The organism is Ensifer sp. 1H6 (assembly GCF_001976035.1).
Classification (GTDB): domain Bacteria; phylum Pseudomonadota; class Alphaproteobacteria; order Rhizobiales; family Rhizobiaceae; genus Ensifer; species Ensifer canadensis.
Window position 1 is genome coordinate 206,779 of the sequence record NZ_MOAI01000009.1, and the last position, 16,362, is coordinate 223,140.

At 62.0% G+C, this 16,362-nt stretch carries 15 protein-coding genes; 13 read left to right on the plus strand and 2 right to left on the minus strand.

The window, feature by feature from the left end; translation table 11 throughout:
• The first annotated feature begins 28 nt into the window (after window positions 1-28).
• The 3 genes from urtE to BKP54_RS13405 all read left to right on the plus strand — a co-directional run bounded on the left by urtE (window position 29) and on the right by BKP54_RS13405 (window position 2,848).
• Window positions 29-724 carry an urea ABC transporter ATP-binding subunit UrtE gene (gene urtE / locus BKP54_RS13395; RefSeq protein WP_057219095.1) on the plus strand — a complete coding sequence of 232 codons (696 nt, stop codon included), beginning with the start codon at window positions 29-31 and terminating at the stop codon, window positions 722-724.
• A gap of 300 nt (window positions 725-1,024) precedes the next feature.
• Window positions 1,025-1,483 (plus strand): Rrf2 family transcriptional regulator, encoded by a 459-nt coding sequence (locus BKP54_RS13400; RefSeq protein ID WP_025429223.1) that lies wholly within the window; start codon window positions 1,025-1,027, stop codon window positions 1,481-1,483.
• 138 nt (window positions 1,484-1,621) lie between these two features.
• Window positions 1,622-2,848, plus strand: coding sequence for an acyl-CoA dehydrogenase family protein (locus tag BKP54_RS13405; RefSeq protein WP_084814524.1), 1,227 nt, complete (start codon window positions 1,622-1,624; stop codon window positions 2,846-2,848).
• Window positions 2,849-3,178: 330 nt separating this feature from the next.
• Here the strand turns inward: BKP54_RS13405 and BKP54_RS13410 are convergent, their stop codons facing one another.
• Window positions 3,179-4,576: an LLM class flavin-dependent oxidoreductase gene (locus BKP54_RS13410; protein ID WP_084814525.1), complete on the minus strand. Its 1,398-nt coding sequence runs from the start codon at window positions 4,574-4,576 to the stop codon at window positions 3,179-3,181.
• 82 nt (window positions 4,577-4,658) lie between these two features.
• Window positions 4,659-5,876 (minus strand): SfnB family sulfur acquisition oxidoreductase, encoded by a 1,218-nt coding sequence (locus BKP54_RS13415; protein ID WP_084814526.1) that lies wholly within the window; start codon window positions 5,874-5,876, stop codon window positions 4,659-4,661.
• Window positions 5,877-6,268: 392 nt separating this feature from the next.
• On the opposite strand from BKP54_RS13415, the gene BKP54_RS13420 reads away from it, so the two are divergent.
• From BKP54_RS13420 to BKP54_RS13465, 10 genes are all read left to right on the plus strand, one after another.
• Window positions 6,269-6,655, plus strand: coding sequence for a hypothetical protein (locus BKP54_RS13420; RefSeq protein WP_084814527.1), 387 nt, complete (start codon window positions 6,269-6,271; stop codon window positions 6,653-6,655).
• A gap of 218 nt (window positions 6,656-6,873) precedes the next feature.
• The gene (locus tag BKP54_RS13425; RefSeq protein WP_084814528.1) at window positions 6,874-7,776 is read left to right on the plus strand and encodes a LysR family transcriptional regulator; all 903 of its coding nucleotides are present in this window, start codon (window positions 6,874-6,876) and stop codon (window positions 7,774-7,776) included.
• Between the two features lie 153 nt (window positions 7,777-7,929).
• A complete protein-coding gene (locus BKP54_RS13430) occupies window positions 7,930-8,418 on the plus strand; it encodes a GAF domain-containing protein (RefSeq protein WP_084814529.1) in 489 nt (162 codons plus the stop codon).
• A 61-nt stretch (window positions 8,419-8,479) separates the two neighbouring features.
• A complete protein-coding gene (locus tag BKP54_RS13435) occupies window positions 8,480-9,607 on the plus strand; it encodes an NAD(P)-binding domain-containing protein (protein WP_128090412.1) in 1,128 nt (375 codons plus the stop codon).
• Between the two features lie 345 nt (window positions 9,608-9,952).
• Window positions 9,953-10,132 carry a hypothetical protein gene (locus tag BKP54_RS13440; RefSeq protein WP_057221051.1) on the plus strand — a complete coding sequence of 60 codons (180 nt, stop codon included), beginning with the start codon at window positions 9,953-9,955 and terminating at the stop codon, window positions 10,130-10,132.
• 264 nt (window positions 10,133-10,396) lie between these two features.
• Window positions 10,397-11,341, plus strand: coding sequence for an ABC transporter permease (locus tag BKP54_RS13445; protein WP_084814531.1), 945 nt, complete (start codon window positions 10,397-10,399; stop codon window positions 11,339-11,341).
• Window positions 11,338-12,156 carry an ABC transporter permease gene (locus tag BKP54_RS13450; RefSeq protein WP_025429213.1) on the plus strand — a complete coding sequence of 273 codons (819 nt, stop codon included), beginning with the start codon at window positions 11,338-11,340 and terminating at the stop codon, window positions 12,154-12,156. Before BKP54_RS13445 ends, BKP54_RS13450 begins: the two co-directional genes overlap by 4 nt.
• Window positions 12,153-13,781 (plus strand): ABC transporter ATP-binding protein, encoded by a 1,629-nt coding sequence (locus BKP54_RS13455; RefSeq protein ID WP_084814532.1) that lies wholly within the window; start codon window positions 12,153-12,155, stop codon window positions 13,779-13,781. Before BKP54_RS13450 ends, BKP54_RS13455 begins: the two co-directional genes overlap by 4 nt.
• A 1-nt stretch (window position 13,782) precedes the next feature.
• Window positions 13,783-14,640 (plus strand): serine hydrolase, encoded by an 858-nt coding sequence (locus tag BKP54_RS13460; protein ID WP_025429211.1) that lies wholly within the window; start codon window positions 13,783-13,785, stop codon window positions 14,638-14,640.
• A gap of 52 nt (window positions 14,641-14,692) precedes the next feature.
• Window positions 14,693-16,237 (plus strand): ABC transporter substrate-binding protein, encoded by a 1,545-nt coding sequence (locus tag BKP54_RS13465; protein WP_084814533.1) that lies wholly within the window; start codon window positions 14,693-14,695, stop codon window positions 16,235-16,237.
• The last annotated feature ends 125 nt before the right edge of the window (window positions 16,238-16,362 follow it).

Here is a 16,362-nt window from a genome sequence, read left to right on the forward strand (position 1 = left end):
GCCAACCGCCCAAGGAAAGGACGCCTTCATGCTGAGCGTCGAAAACGTCAATCTCCACTATGGCGCCGCCCAGGCGCTGCGCAACGTCTCGATCGGTGCCGAGATGGGCAAGATCACTTGCGTGCTTGGCCGCAACGGCGTCGGCAAGTCGAGCCTGCTTCGCGCCATCACCGGGCAGCATCCGGTCAGTGCCGGGGCGATCGCCTTCAATGGCGTGGCGCTCGGCGGCATGGCGCCCTATCGCCGCGCCAAGGAGGGCATCGGCTATGTGCCGCAGGGGCGCGAGATCTTTCCGCTGCTGAGTGTGAAGGAGAACCTCGAAACTGGTTACGCGCCGGTCAAACGCGGCGATCGTTCGATACCGGAGGATGTCTTCAACCTGTTTCCCGTGCTTCGCTCGATGCTCGGGCGGCGAGGCGGCGATCTCTCCGGTGGCCAACAGCAGCAATTGGCGATCGGCCGGGCGCTCGTCACCCGTCCGCGCATCCTCGTGCTCGACGAGCCGACCGAGGGCATCCAGCCGTCGATCATCAAGGATATCGGCCGGGCGATCCGCTATCTCCGCGATTCGACCGGCATGGCGATCCTGTTGGTCGAGCAATATCTCGATTTCTGCCGCGAGCTCGCGGACCACGTCTACATCATGGATCGCGGTGCCGTGGTGCATGAGGGGCCGCCGGAGACGCTGGACACGGTCGAGGCGCGGCGTCATCTCACGGTCTGAAGCGGAACGGTCTCGTCACCATAATCGATGACGGCGGGCCCGGAATTTTGCCGGCGGCAATCACCAGCGAAGAGGCGTCGGGCCAGATGAGCAAATCATTGCTGCTCCGCCTTAGATTCGACAATAAAATTCACAAAATCTATGCAGAAACTTACGTAATTTCTTGAGAGTGACCCGGTTTCGGTGTATGGCATCTTAAGCGAAAACAGTGCGGCCGTCACAACCCGTTGCCTCCGGTGATACCAACGTCGGTGCGGAACGGACTTGTGGCGGCCTTTGTGTTCAGGAAAGCGAAGTGCAATGTTGACCAAGAAGGGTAAATACGGGCTGAAGGCTCTTGTCGACCTGGCTCAACTGGAGCCCGGCGAAACCGCCTTCATCACTGAAATCGCCACCCGCAACAATATTCCGAAGAAGTTCCTCGATGCCATCCTGCTCGAGCTTCGCAATGCCGGGATCCTGCGCTCGAAAAAGGGGCCGGGCGGCGGCTATTCGCTTTCCAGACCGGCGTCCGATATTCGCATCGGCCAGGTCATCCGCACGCTGGACGGGCCGTTGGCGCCGATCCGCTGTGCGAGCCGCACGGCGTTCGAAGCCTGTGACGACTGTTCCGATCCGGTCAACTGTCATGTGCGCAAATCGATGAGCGACGTGCGTGATGCCGTTGCGTCGATCCTCGACAATATGACGCTCGAACAGTTTGCAGCCAACGACAACGCCACCGAGATCGTAGCGCTCAGAGATGTTGAAGTCGGCTGACCGTCTTGAGGTCAACGGCCGTCTTCTCGGCAGCGGCGGGTAGGACTTTCCCGCTGGCGCCTGCGAGTTGAAATCCCGTTTCTGTTATTGTCTATAGAATAAATGCACTATTTCGCCACAACCAATGGAGAGAGGCGAATGAGCAACGTGCATTTCCTCCGGGAACCCGAACCGGCCAATACCGAACAGGAAGAAAAGCGCCAGCTTCTGTTTGCGCAGGCGAGCGAACTGTCGGGCAAGTTCGCCCGACGCGGCGCTGAACTCGATCGCCTGGGCCTGCCGCCCCGCGACGAAATCGAAGCGCTGCGTCAGGCGGGGCTGCTGACGGCATTGCATGCGCCTGACGTCGGCGGCGCGGGCTTGAGCTGGGTGGACGGCTTGCGTCTCGTCCGGATCATATCGCGCGGCGAAAGCTCGATCGGCCAATTGCTCGGCTATCACTATGTCAACAGCCAGTATGTCTACTGGGCGGCCGCCGATCCGAACCAGGCCTGGGTGCTCGGCGCCGAAACAGTCGAGCGGCAGCTCTATTGGGGCGCAGCCGTCAATCCGCGCGATCCCGGGCTGGTCCTTGAGCGGCGCGGTGGCCACTATGTGCTCAACGGTCGCAAGACGTTTTCGACCGGCGCGCACGTTTCCGACCGCATTAATGTCAACGCTGAGTTCGAGGGCAAGATCGCCAATTTCGTCGTGCCGACGGACCGGCCGGGTTATGTCGCCCATGACGATTGGGACAATATCGGCCAGCGCCTGTCCGACAGCGGCAGCGTCGAGTTTCGAGACTTTCCCGTCTACGAGCGTGATTTCATCCTGCCGCTTGCCGACCCGTCCGATCCGCCCGCGGTGCAGGCGACGTTCAACACGCCGCTGATCCAGCTGGTGTTTGTCAATTTCTATCTCGGAACGGCGGAAGGCGCGCTCGCCGCCGCAATCGACTATGTCAGAACCACCACGCGACCCTGGATCACCTCAGGCGTGGCTCGTGCCAGCGACGACCCCTACATTCTCGAACGCGTCGGCGAGTTGCAGGCTACCTTGAAAGCATCCGTCGCTTTGGCCGACGTTGCGGTGGGCGTTGTCGAGGCTGCGTTGTCGAAAGGGCGGTCGGTGACGGAGCGCGAGCGCGGGGAAGCAGCGCTTGAAGCCTATGCCGCCAAGGTCAACGCCACCCATGTGGCGCTCGATGTGACGACGAAGGTTTTTGAACTGATGGGTGCGCGTGCCACGGCAGCACATTATGGCTTCGATCGCTACTGGCGCAACGTTCGCACCCACACGCTGCACGACCCTGTTTTCTACAAGGCCCGCGAGGTCGGCGACTTTGCTTTGAATGGCCGAATCCCGCCTGTGAGCCTATACAGCTGACCTCGAGAGGTCGGGGCCCGGTGGACGGACCATCGGGCACTGGCACCGATGGAACGCGCTCGGATCCTTCCGGGCGCTTGGGCTGCTGACAGGGTCCGGCCCGCTGACGAGCAAGGCGCTGGCTTTGATCGGCGTCTGTCTGTCTTTCCGTCATGCTCGGGCTTGACCCGAGCATCCCCGCGTTTCTCGCGATGGGCGCATCGATCCTCGGGTGAAGCCCGAGGATGACGGCGAGAGGCGTACGACTGCCACGTATGCATAGTTATACTCTTGCGCGCACCGAGGATCCGAGCGCCCCCAGCCATCGAGCAATTTCTGCCGAGTATGCCCCTATGCGGAAGCCGCGATCGCCTGCGCGTTTCCGGTGAGTTTCCGATAGCCTGCGCCGGGATGGGGTGCTGAGAGCCGTGGGCCGGCGCCGAACAGCTTTTCCCGCAGCGTGCCTTCGCGATAGCTGGTCTTGTAGACGCCGCGCTTCTGCAACTCCGGGACCAGCAGATCGACCGCATCCTCGAAGGTTTCGGGCGTGACGGCATAGGCAAGGTTGAAGCCATCGACATCCGTGTCTTCGACCCACTCCTGCAGCAGATCTGCGACCGTTTGCGGTGAGCCGACGAAGACGGGGCCGAAGCCGCCGATACCGACCCACTCGGCCATTTCGCGTACGGTCCAGACCTTATCGGGATCGATCGTCGTAAAGGTCTCGACCGCAGATTGGACCGCATTGGTATATCGGTGGCGGAGCGGTTCGTCCGGCGCGAACTGGCCGAAATCGATGCCGGTCCATCCGGAGATTAGCGCCAGCGCGGCTTCATAGGAAACATGGCTGCGATACTCATCGAACTTCTTCTTCGCCTCCGCATCGGTTTCGCCGAGGATCACGGTTTGGAGATTGAATGTGAGGAGGTCGCGCGGATTGCGCCCCGCACGCTCGGCCGCCTCGCGCACATTCGCGACGTATCGCTTCAGAACGGTTTTCGAGGGGGCTGCGACGAAGACGCACTCGGCATGGGTGCCGGCAAAATCCTTGCCGCGGCTGGAGGCGCCTGCCTGGTAGAGGACAGGTGTGCGTTGCGGCGACGGTTCGCTGAGATGGATGCCCGGCACGGTGAAATGCCGCCCTTGGTGGTTGATCGCATGCACCTTGTCCGGATCGGTGAAGATGCCCCCTATCCGGTCGCGCACGACCGCGTCGTCTTCCCAACTGCCTTCCCAGAGCTTGTAGCAGACCTCGAGATATTCCTCCGCGATGTCGTAGCGATCGTCGTGCCGAGTCTGCTGCGCCTGGCCGATATTCAGCGCACCGCTGTTGAGATAGGAGGTGACGATGTTCCAGCCGACGCGGCCCTTCGTCAGATGATCGAGCGTCGAGATCCGCCGTGCAAAGGTGTAGGGATGTTCGAACGACAGCGAGGCCGTCAGCCCGAAGCCCAGATGCTCAGTCGCGTGGGCCATGGTTGGTACCAGTTGCAGCGGGTCGTTGACCGGAACCTGGGCGGAATGTCGGAGTGCTGCGTCTAGATTGCCGTTCAGCACGTCGTAAACGCCGAGCACATCGGCAATGAACAGCCCGTCGAACTTGCCGCGTTCGAGCGTCTTTGCCAGATGCACCCAGTAGTCGAGATCCTTGTAGCGCCACGACTGGTCGCGCGGATGCGTCCAAAGCCCTGGCGATTGATGGCCGACACAGTTCATGTCGAAGGCATTCAGCCGGATTTCGCGGCTCATATCCGTCTCCTCGTAGAAAGCTGCATACGTCCCCGGCAGATCGGTGCCGATCTCCCGGGGAAGGGCGGCATCAGGGCAGGGGTCAGAGTGCCCCGTTCTTCGGTGGGGCGACGCCGTTCAGGTGATAGTTGCCGACGACGTGATACTTCCAGCGCACGGGATCATGCAGCGTGTGGGTGCGGGCGTTGCGCCAGTGGCGGTCGAGATTGAGACCGATGCGGGTGGACGACGTGCCGGCGAGTTCGAAGAGCGTGTTGGTGGCTTCGAGCGCGATTTCTGTTGTCAGCACCTTGGCGGCGGCGACCGCCAGCGTCGCCTCGATGATGCCCTCCTCGGTGCCGTTGATCTGGGCGATGTCGACCTTCTTGCCGGCACGCTCGACGATGGCGGTCGCCGCCTCAAGGCGGATTGCGAGTTGTCCGATGCGGGCGATTGTCAGTGGATCGTCCGCTGCCCTCTCGACGCCGCTATCCATCCAGGGCCGTGCCCGGTTGCGCACGAAGTCGAGCGTCTCGGCGAAGGCGGCGCGCGCGATGCCGAGATCGATGCCGGCGTGGATGATCTGGCCGACCGAGCCGATCGTCGTCGGACGTTCGAAGCCGCGGTGATGGCGAACGATCGCGTCGGCCGTGACGTAGACATTCTGCAGCACCGTCGTGCCGCTGCCGGTAGTGCGCTGCCCGAAGCCGTCCCAGTCGTCGATGACCTGAAGGCCGTCGGCACCGCGCGGCAGGAAAGACATGGTGAGTTTCTCGTCCTGGTCGAGTGCGAACACGACGATCCATTCGGCAAAGAGCACGCCGGTCGAATAGAACTTGCGGCCGTTGAGGCGGTAGCCGAGACCATCAGGCGTCAGGCGCGTCGCATAATCGCCGACGGTCTTGGTGTCCTTCTCGGAGAGCGCATTGCCGAAGCGGTCGCCAGCGAGCGCGCGTGCGAAGAAGAATTTCTTCTGTTCCTCCGTGCCGTCGGTGCGCAGCGCTTCGAGAATATAGAAATGGTTCTGGGGGATCTGGCCGATCGAACTGTCGGCTTCGGACAGGATGGCGGTGATTTCCGCCAGCACCGCGTTGGAAACGTCGATGCCGTCATAGTCGGAGGGCACGGTGATTGCGAGCAGCCCGGACTGGGCAAGGGTGTCGAGTTCGTCGAAAGGCAGGATCCGGTCGGTATCCCGCTCGTTTGATCGCCTGGCAAATTCGCCCGCGAGCTCGCGCGCGATTTCCAGCGCCTCCTCCTCGCTTCCGATCCGGTATGCCGGGAGCTTCGTCTTCTCGGAAAGCTGCGAGATCGTTCCCATGTGATCGCTCCATTTCGATAGTGGCGCATATCTGTGAATTATCTGGCGTCTTCAGGTAAGATCGTATATTCTATGGAATATATGGATATTAGTTTTTCGTTCCTGATGTTCTGACGAATGGTCGGCCCTTTCAAGCCGATACAGCGATATGGAGCACGAATTGGCTGTCGACCGGGCGTGGCGGGTGCAGTTCCAAAACCGCCGTCCTCAAAGAATTTCAAAAAAAGTTGCCGGTCGCTTGGAACCATTGTCGCGCTTCTGCATTTCGCCATGGCCTGCAGTCTACCGATTGTGTGGTCGTCAAAGTACCGGCCACACGGCACGATGGCAAAAACATGCTGACAGTATTGGCCATTCGCGTTTCCCGGCCTTAACCACTGAAGGAGACACAAATGACGAATTTGCTGCCCGCTCTTCATGAAGGGCATGCCTCCATCATCCTGCAAAATCTCTTTCGAGATGCCCTTGAGGCCTATGATGATTGGGGCGAGGGGATGCCTGAACCCGTGGTTTCGTTTGAAGGCAAATTGCTGCCGATCAGGGTCGTCTTCGACTGGATGAAACGTTGCACGGATATCATGCCTGCAAACATGATCGGCATCGTCACCGATCGATTAAGCAAACCCTGGATTGGCGACGGTCCGCTCGATAAAATGACGTTTTCGACGGCGGCGCGCGTCATGTCCGTTCTGACCAAACGTCAGTTGCGTCGTTATGGCAGCGGCTCGATCGAGGTCTTTGCCGAGCGCTTCAAACCATCGCTACGCGTCGACGTCTGATCGACGACGAGACAGCCTGAACAAGCCGGAGAGCGCACGCGTGCTCTTCGGCACCCACCACCTCCATATCCTAACGGTCCATCCTGGCCTTGCGCATCAGTTGTTCTGCCCACGCGGAGTAATCGCACGCCTGCCGCTGCCGTCGAATACGGCTTCCTAGATTGTCCGCCTTTTCGTAAACACGGAGAAGATGGCAATGGGATGGATGCGGAGCCGGCATGAATTTTCGACAATTGGAAGTGCTGCGCACCCTGCTTGCCACCGGCTCGACGATCGCGGCGGCAAAAACCATGGGGCTCAGCCAGTCCGGTGTCAGCCGTCTGCTGCAGCAACTGGAAGAGGACCTGTCGCTGACGCTGTTTGCGCGCGACAAGGGCCGGCTGATCCCGACGCCCGAGGCGCTGAAGCTATCCGAAGATGCCGAGCATATTCTGCTCGGGATCGATCGTTTCACCAATCTCGCCCAGGATCTTCGCAGCGGCGCCGTCGGCCCGGAAGTCGTGCGCATCGGCCTGCCGAACAGCATGTCCGAAAGCTTCGCCCCGGCGATGCTGGCGGACTATGCCAAGGATTTCCCCGGCGTGCGTGTGGAAACCTTCTTCGATACGACCGTGGCGATTGCCCGCCTTGTCGAACAGCGCATCATCGATTTCGGCTTCCTGCGCTACGAAGGGCAACTGAGCGCCAGCCTCGAAATGCAGCCGGTGGCGGGCGGCGTCAGCGTCTGCGTCATGGCGAAGAACCATCCGCTGACGGCGCTCGACCACGTCACCCCGAAGGAACTCAGGGGCATTCCGCTGATCCTGATCGGTCGCCGGCGGCCGACCCGGGTCATGCTCGACGAGATCTTTCGAAAGGCGGGCGTGCCGCAAAAGGTCAAGATCGAGACGCACAGCAACAGCTCGGCCTGCGCCTATGCCGCCCATGATCTTGGCGTTGCGATCATCAGCAGTTTTTTCGCCAACCTGCATCGGCATCTGCCGATTGAAATCAGGAGTTTTTCGCCACACCTGACGCAGGATTTCGGCGTCGCAACCGCCGCCGGCGTGCCGCTGTCGATTGCGGCTCAGGCGATGATCGATTGCCTGAAGCGACAGGTCGCCACTTCACAAGAGCCGTGAGGGTCTGAATCCGGACATCGGCGTCGGGTCGCGTTTGTCGAACCGTTTTCCGCCAGCGCTCCGTTTCGCCGTCGGCGCGGACGCGCTGCAATTGGCAAATGTCGGGCGCGGCACTACATTGCCAGTCCGTATGATGAGAGAGTGAAAGAGATCATGTTCCAGGCGGCGGTAATCGACACAGGCGACAAGACCGAATTCTATCGGGAGTTGGCGCAGCAACTCGAAGCGCTGCTGCATGGCGAGCCCAATATGATCGCGAACGCCGCAAACACCTCGGCGCTGATGTATCAGACGATGCCCGATCTCAATTGGGCCGGCTTCTACTTTCTCGATTCCGATGACGAACTGGTGCTCGGGCCATTTCAGGGCAAGCCAGCCTGCGTGCGCATTCCTGTCGGCCGCGGCGTCTGCGGCACGGCCGTAAAGGAAGGGCAGTCGATCCTGGTCGAAGACGTGCACGCCTTTCCTGGCCATATCGCCTGCGATGCGGCGTCCCGCTCCGAACTCGTGGTTCCCGTCCGACGCCATGGCCGGGTGATCGGTGTCATCGACCTCGATAGTCCTAAACCGGCGCGTTTCGACCGGGACGATCAGGCCGGCATCGAGAAACTGGCCGCGATCTTTGCCGCGGCGATTGGCTGAAAGTCGCCGCCGTGGATGATCTGATGAGCAGTGATCAGCCTTCGGTCTTGGCTGCGTGATGATGGACATCCAGAACGCCTTTGCCCCCGCCAGCGAGGCCGAGACGCATGCGCGCGTCGCCCGCAAGATCGACATCGTCGTCATCGGTGCCGGACAGGCGGGTCTGTCTTCGGCTTATCATCTGAGCCGGTTCGGGCTATCGCCTCAGATGCAATATGTCGTTGTCGACCGATCGCCACAGCCGGGCGGCGCCTGGCAGTTTCGCTGGCCGTCGCTGACGCTGAGCACCGTCAATGGCGTTCACGATCTTCCCGGCATGAAATTCGCCGACGCCGTCGATACCAGCATGGGCGAAGTCCACGCTTCCGTCGCCGTCCCGCAGTATTACGGCGCCTATGAGAAGGCATTCGACCTTCCCGTGCACCGACCGGTTGCCGTCAAGGTCGTTTGCGAGCGGGGCGAGCGTTTCAGGGTCGAGACCGACGCCGGCGTCTATGCCGCCCGCGGCATCATCAACGCCACCGGCACCTGGGAGTCTCCCTACATTCCACCCTATCCGGGATCGGATCTCTTCAGGGGGCGTCAGCTGCACACCAAGGACTACCAGACCGCCGGGCAGTTTGCCGGGCAGCACGTGCTGGTCGTCGGCGGCGGCATCTCCGCGATCCAGCTGCTCGATGAAATATCCAAGGTGACATCGACCACATGGGTCACGCGCGAGGAGCCGGCCTTCCGTGAAGAGCCGTTTACCCCCGAGGTCGGACGCGCTGCCGTTGCCATGGTCGAGGAACGCGTACGCCGCGGTCTGCCGCCGGGCTCGGTCGTCTCCGTGACCGGTATTCCGGTGACGCCGGCGATCCTTGCCGCACGCGCACGCGGCGCACTCGAGCGCCAGCCAATGTTTGCCGAAATCACCGAGCATGGCGTGCGCTGGCCGGATGGTCGCGAGCAGCAAGTCGACGTCATTCTCTGGAGTACCGGCTTTCGAAGCGCGCTCGATCACCTGGCGCCGCTGCAACTGCGCAATGCCGATGGCGGCATCCTGATGACCGGCCGGCTTGCGACACAGGTGGCAAAAGACCCGAGGATCCATCTCGTCGGTTACGGCCCGTCGGCTTCCACCATCGGTGCGAACCGGGCAGGCGGTGCCGCGGCCCGCGAGCTCGCCGATCACCTTCAGCTGCTCTAATCGCCGGCCGACGCGATCTCTTCGGCGTTGACGTCGGTGTCCCGCAGAGATTGTGCCCGGCACATCCATCGGCCCGTCACGGCACCGACCCTCGGGCAATGCGTCCAAAGGATGCGACCCTCGATATCAGCCCAAAACTCCGCTTGAGCCGGACGTTGCGTCATACCTTAAACGTGATTCCCGAAGGCGCTTTGAAGAGCCAAGCGTCGAGCCAAAGCGACCCCAGCTTGCGGGAATTACTCCCGTAAATGCCGGCCGATGCGCGTGGCGTTTCACGTCATCGGGCAATGAGACCAGTGATTTCGTCTGGTCGTGCTCGAAAGTGATGCAAGGATACGGTCGCGGATGATGTTGCAGGCAACGCAGAAGAAGCGCCAACCGGCCGCCATGACAGTTCGGTTTGTGTTTGCCGGCATCGTCTTCGGCGTGCTCATGGTCGGCATCGCCTCAGCCATCAGCGCCACGGGCAAGCGCGGCGGCCACCTGTTTCCCGATCTCAAGATCGGTTTCAACATCCGTTGGTGATTTAAAGTCCATCGCTGACTGTCTTATTGCGTCGGCATCGCAGGGCAATGCTCCCCGACTGCAAGCGCGACTTCCGCCCAGCGCATGATGCCGCACGTTATCGGCCCCTTTGGCAGCTCCCATGTCATCCCTTCGTCATAGAGCTATGACGATTCCTCATAATATTGCGCGGTTTTTTCCATTCGATCATAGTCGTGTCAAGAAAAGCCGGCAGGAGGGCCGAATCGCGATGTCGCGCCAGGCTGTTCTCAGTACGGGGAACCCATGATCAAGTTCATACTCAATCGTCTCGTGATGGCGATACCGACGATCGTCATTGTCTCGGTTGCCGTCTTCACGCTCATCCGTCTCATTCCCGGCGATCCGGCCGCGCTGATGCTCGGCGATATGGCCGAGCCGCAGCAGATTGCCGAAATGCGCAGCGTGCTCGGCCTTGACCGAAGCATTCCCGAGCAGTTCGTCATCTGGGCCGGCAACATCCTGTCCGGCGACTTCGGCCGCTCGATCGTCACCGACGAGCCGGTGCTTCATCTGGTGCTGAGCCGCTTCATGGTGAGCGCCGAGATCGTCGTCATCGCCGTGTTCCTCGCGAGCCTGATCGCCGTTCCCGCCGGCGTCATCGCCGCCTGGCGGCAGAACAGCCTGACGGACCTGGCGCTGGTCGGCACGGCCACCGTGCTTCTGTCGATCCCGACCTTCTGGCTCGGCCTGCTATTGCTGCTTGCCTTCGGCCTGAAGCTCGGCTGGCTGCCGGTGCTCGGTTACGTGCCGATCTCGGAAAACTGGACGGCGGGCCTTCTCTACCTCGTCCTGCCCGTCATGACGCTGGTCATCCACGAAATGGGCGTGATCATCCGCATGGCGCGCGCCTCGACGCTCGAGGTTCTCCGGCTTGATTACATCACCCATGCACGGGCCAAGGGACTGTCGGAAAGCGCCGTCCTCTGGAGGCATGCGTTCAAGAATGCGTTCGGCCCGACCTGGACGATGATCGGCCTGATCCTCGGCAATCTGCTCGGCGGCATCGCGGTCATCGAGACGGTCTTTACCATTCCCGGCCTCGGCCGCCTGATGGTCGACAGCATCTTCCAGCGCGACTATCCGGTCATCCAGGGCTGCCTGCTGCTCGTCGCCTTCTCCTATGTCGTCGTCAACCTCGTGGTCGACCTCCTCTATCCTCTCTTCGATCCGCGGGTGGTGGCAGAATGAGAAAGCTCACTTTCAACGGCGTCATCGGCGGCGGACTGATCGCCGCTCTGGTCATCACCGCGCTGATCGGCGTGTTCTGGACGCCCTACGATCCCAGCGCGCTGGGCTTCACTTCGCGTCTGGCCGCCCCCGGTGCCGCCCATTGGCTCGGCACCGACGAGTTCGGACGCGACGTTGCCAGCCGGTTGATGATCGGTGCCCGCGCCAGCGTCTGGATCGGATGTCTGACGGTCGCCTTCGCGGTCGTCTGCGGCACCCTGATCGGCCTCATCAGCGGCTATGCCCGCGGCTGGGTCGATGGCGTCATCATGGCCGTCAACAACGCACTGCTCGCCTTTCCGGGCATCCTGCTGGCGCTCGGGCTGCTCGCGGTCTTCGGGGCTAACCAGTACGGCATCATTTTCGCGCTTGGCATCGCCTACACGCCGTCGATGGCGCGTGTGGTGCGCGGCGCCGTCTTGTCGCTGCGCGAACGCGAATTCATCGAAGCCTCGCGTGTCATGGGCAATGGCGAAATCTACACCATGCTGCGCCACATCCTGCCGAACTGCCTGGCACCGATTACCGTGCTGGCGACCTCGATGTTCGGCTGGGCAATCCTGTCGGAAAGCGCGTTGTCGTTTCTCGGCCTTGGCGTGCCGCCACCGGCGCCGACCTGGGGCAACATGCTGGCTGCGGGCCGCCCGTTCATCGAACAGGCCGTCTGGCTCGGTTTCTTCCCCGGCCTTTGCATCGCGCTGACGCTACTCGGCATCAACCTTCTCGGCGACGCGCTCCGCGACAAGCTCGACCCCCGCATGCGAGGCCTGAAATGATCGGCAGTTCCCTACTCAGCGTTCGCGACCTGTCGCTGGCCGTTACCCATAATGGCAACCAGGTGGTCAAGGATGTCAGCTTCGACGTCGGCCCTGGCGAAATCGTCGGCATCGTCGGCGAATCCGGTTCCGGCAAGACGCTCGCGACCCGCGCCATCATCGGGTTGATCCCGCCTGCCGTGCGCCATGCCGGCGGCACGATCAGTTACCGCGGACGGGATGTCCTGTCGATGAAAGATCGCGACCTCCGGCAGTTGCGCGGCGGCGAGATCGGCGTCGTGTTCCAGGAGCCGATGACCTCGCTCAACCCGTCGATGACCATCGGCAGGCAGCTTGAAGAAGGCCTGATCCTGCATACGAAGAAGAGTGCCGACGAGCGTCGGGCTGCGATACTCGACATGCTGAAGCGCGTCGGTCTGCGCGAGCCGGAGCGGGCGCTTGCCGCCTATCCGCACGAGTTTTCCGGCGGCATGCGCCAGCGCATCATGCTTGCCTCGGTGATGCTGCTGAAGCCGGCCCTGCTGATTGCCGACGAGCCGACGACCGCGCTCGACGCCGTGGTGCAACGTGACGTCATGGAGCTGATGGTCGAACTGACCAAGGCGGAAGGCACGGCCGTTCTCCTGATCAGCCACGACCTGCCGATGGTGGCGCGCTACACCAATCGCTTCGTCGTCATGGAAAAAGGCGTGATCGTCGAACAGGGCACGACCGAGGACATTCTGAGCGCACCGGAGCATCCCTATACCCGCAAGCTCCTGTCTTCGCTGCCGTTTCGGGCGGCACCGCGCGAGCTCGACATGTCCCGCACGCCGATGGTGTCGGCCCGCAACATCGTGGTCGAATATCCCGGCCGCAAAGGGCTCTTCCGCAAGCAGGCGCCGAAGCGCGCGCTTCACGGCGTCAGCGTCGACATCCATGTCGGCGAAGTCGTCGCCCTTGTCGGCGGCTCCGGCTCGGGCAAGACGACGCTTGGCCGCACGATCGCCGGTCTCGTCCAGCAGACCGAAGGCGAGATCCTCTTCCAGGGGCGCGAGCGCAGCGCTGACTGGCGTGATTATCGGCTGAACTGCCAGATGGTCTTCCAGGATCCCTACTCTTCGCTCGACCCGCGCATGACCATCCAGGCGCTGGTCGAAGAAGCGCTCCGGCTGGTGCCCGATCTCGACGGTGCGGCCAAGCGCAAGCGCGCGCTCGAAACGCTCGAAGAAGTTGGTCTTAGCGGCGATTTCGCCAGCCGCTATCCGCATGAGCTTTCCGGTGGTCAGCGCCAGCGCGTCGCCATTGCCCGGGCGATTGCCCGGCGGCCGAAGTTCCTCATCGCCGACGAACCGGTCTCGGCGCTCGACGTGACGGTGCGTGCGCAGGTGCTCGAACTCTTCTCCGATCTGCAGAAGCGCTACGGGTTTTCCTGCCTGTTCATCAGCCATGACCTCGGCGTCGTCGAGCAGGTCGCCGACCGGGTGATCGTCATGCAGGACGGCCGCATCGTCGAGCAGGGCGATCGCGACCGGATCTTCGACCAGCCACAGGAAGCCTATACGCGCAAACTGCTTTCGGCGATCCCCGCGCTCGATCTCAATCACACGGGTGGCGTCACCCTCAAATGGCGCCTGGAGGCCTGACATGACCGTAGCGATCAAAACCGCCACGACAGCCGAACGGCTTAATGCCATCGCCGACGCCCAGCCATTCATCACCCGCTTCCTCGTTCGCAACCTTCAGACCGGCGAGACGATCGGACGGGGCGAAAACGAGGAGACGCCTTCGGCCAGCACCCGCAAGACGTCGATCATGATGGCGGCGCTGAAGGCAGCGCACGAGGGCCGGCTCGATCTCGACACGCCCATCACCTACGAGGAGCGGCTGAAGCATGAGGTTGCGAGCGGCATGTTCCGCTACATGACGCCTGGCATCGTCATCCCGCTGCGCGACGCCATCGTCGGGATGATGGTCTTGAGCGACAATGTCTGCACCAAGATGGTGCTGGAGCGGCTGACGCTGGAAGAGGTCGACAGCTACTGCAAGGCGATCGGCATGGCCGGCACTCACCACCGTTTTCTGATCCCGCCGCTTGGCCTGAAGCCGGACCATTCGCTCGGCGAGGTGACGACGACGACGGCTGGTGACCAGATATTGCTGCTCGAACTGATCCTGGCGGCACAGGACGATGGGGCCGCGGCTGCGCGTCTCGGCACATCGGTCGAGCTCTGCCGCTTTGCGCTGCAGACGCTGAAGAACCAGGTGCTGCGCTACGGCATCCGCTCGCGCCTGCCTTTCGAGACCGTCGTCGCCAGCAAATCCGGGCGCGGTAAGCGCGGTCGCATGGACGCAGGTCTCGTCTATCGCAACAGTCGGCCGCTCTACGGCATCGCCGTCTTCACCGACGCCGTGCCGCAAGTGATGGCCGATGGCACGCCTGGCTACACAATTGCGCTCGAAACCATCGGCCAGCTGTCGCAGGCCTGCTGGGACGCGTTTTGAGCCGAAACAACCGCAACAAACCAACAAGAAACAACTGGAGAAGAGTGGAACCATGAAAAAAATCTTCCTTGCCGGCACCATCCTGATGAGCGCCGTCGGCTTTGCCGAAGCGCGTGACCTTGTGGTCGCGCAGAGCTCCGATATCCGCAGCAACGTCCCGGGCGTCAACCGCGACGGCAACACCGATTCCGTAATCTTTCACATCGTCGAAGGTCTCGTCGGGTACGCCGAGAACGGCGAGGTAAAGCCGCTCGTCGCCAAGAGCTTCGAAGTGTCTCCCGATGGCCTGACCTATACGTTCAAGCTGCGCGACGACGTGAAATTCCACAATGGCAACGCGGTCACGGCCGACGACGTCGTGTGGAACTGGAACCGCTACATGGCCGCGGACACCAAGTGGACCTGCGCCGGCGATTTCGACGGCAGCAAAACGATCAAGGTGTCGGCCGTCACGGCTGTCGATCCGACCACGGTAACGATGACGATCGAAAAGCCTTCGGCGGTCTTTCTCGGCCTGATGGCGCGTCCAGAATGCGGCTATACCGGCATCATCGCCAAGGAGTCTGTCGGCGCCGACGGCGCCTTCGTTGCTCCCATCGGTACCGGGCCGTTCAAGTGGGCCGAGTGGAAGAAGGGCGAGTATGTCCGTCTCGAAAAGAACGAAGCCTACGTCTCGCCTGCCAATGACGGCAAGCCGGATGGTATGGTCGGCTCCAAACGGCCGCTGGTCGACGGCATCAAGTTCATGGTCATCCCCGATGCATCGACGGTGAAAACCGGTCTGCTGTCGGGCGCACTGGATACGGCCGAAGTCTCCGCCGACCTGATTTCGGAGTTCAAGGACAGCGAGACGATGCAGCTGATCGTCAAGCGCAACAACGGCAAGAACCTGCTTTACTTCCAGACCCGCGACAAGGTTCTGAGCAACGTTGCCGTGCGTCGCGCCATGGCCGAAGCGCTCGATCTCGACCAACTGGTTGCTGCGGTCTCGAACGGTACGGGCGAAACCAATGCCTCGATGGTGTCGGCAGACTCGATCTTCTATTCGGACGCGCAGAAGACGAAGTTTCCGATGGACCTGGAAAAGGCCAAGAAGGACCTGGCGGACGCCGGCTACAACGGCGAGCCGATCACCATCATCGCCAACAAGCGCGGCAATGTGCCGAGCTTCCCGGCCGCCGTCGTCGCCCAGGCGATGATGCAACAGGTCGGTCTCAATGTGCAGATCGAAGTGCTCGACTATGCGACCCAGGTCGATCGCCGCCGCTCGGGCAACTACCAGGTGATCTCGCAGTCGGTGGCACCGCGCCTCGATCCGGCACTGATGTACAGCTTCTACGTCGGCAACAAGGACAAGAACGCCTCGCTGATGTGGGATAATCCCAAAGCGATCGAGTTGATGAAGTCCGCCTATGTCGAGGCCGACCAGGTAAAGCGTCAGGCGATCTTCGACGAATTCCACAAGCTGATGCTTGAGGAAGTTCCCGGCATCTTCATGTACGACATGGTCGACATCTGGGGTGCGACGAAGAAGCTGCACGGCGAGCCCGTCTGGCAGTCGAACACCCGGCTCTGGGAAGTCACGCTCGACGACTAAGATTCCATGGGGAGTGAATAGCGGCCGGCGCTCTGGCAGAGTGAGGCTGCAATAACGCACTCACCTCATAGGAGACGCCGTCATGGAAGCTGGAACTTCCCAACCGCATTCGCCGACCGCTATCC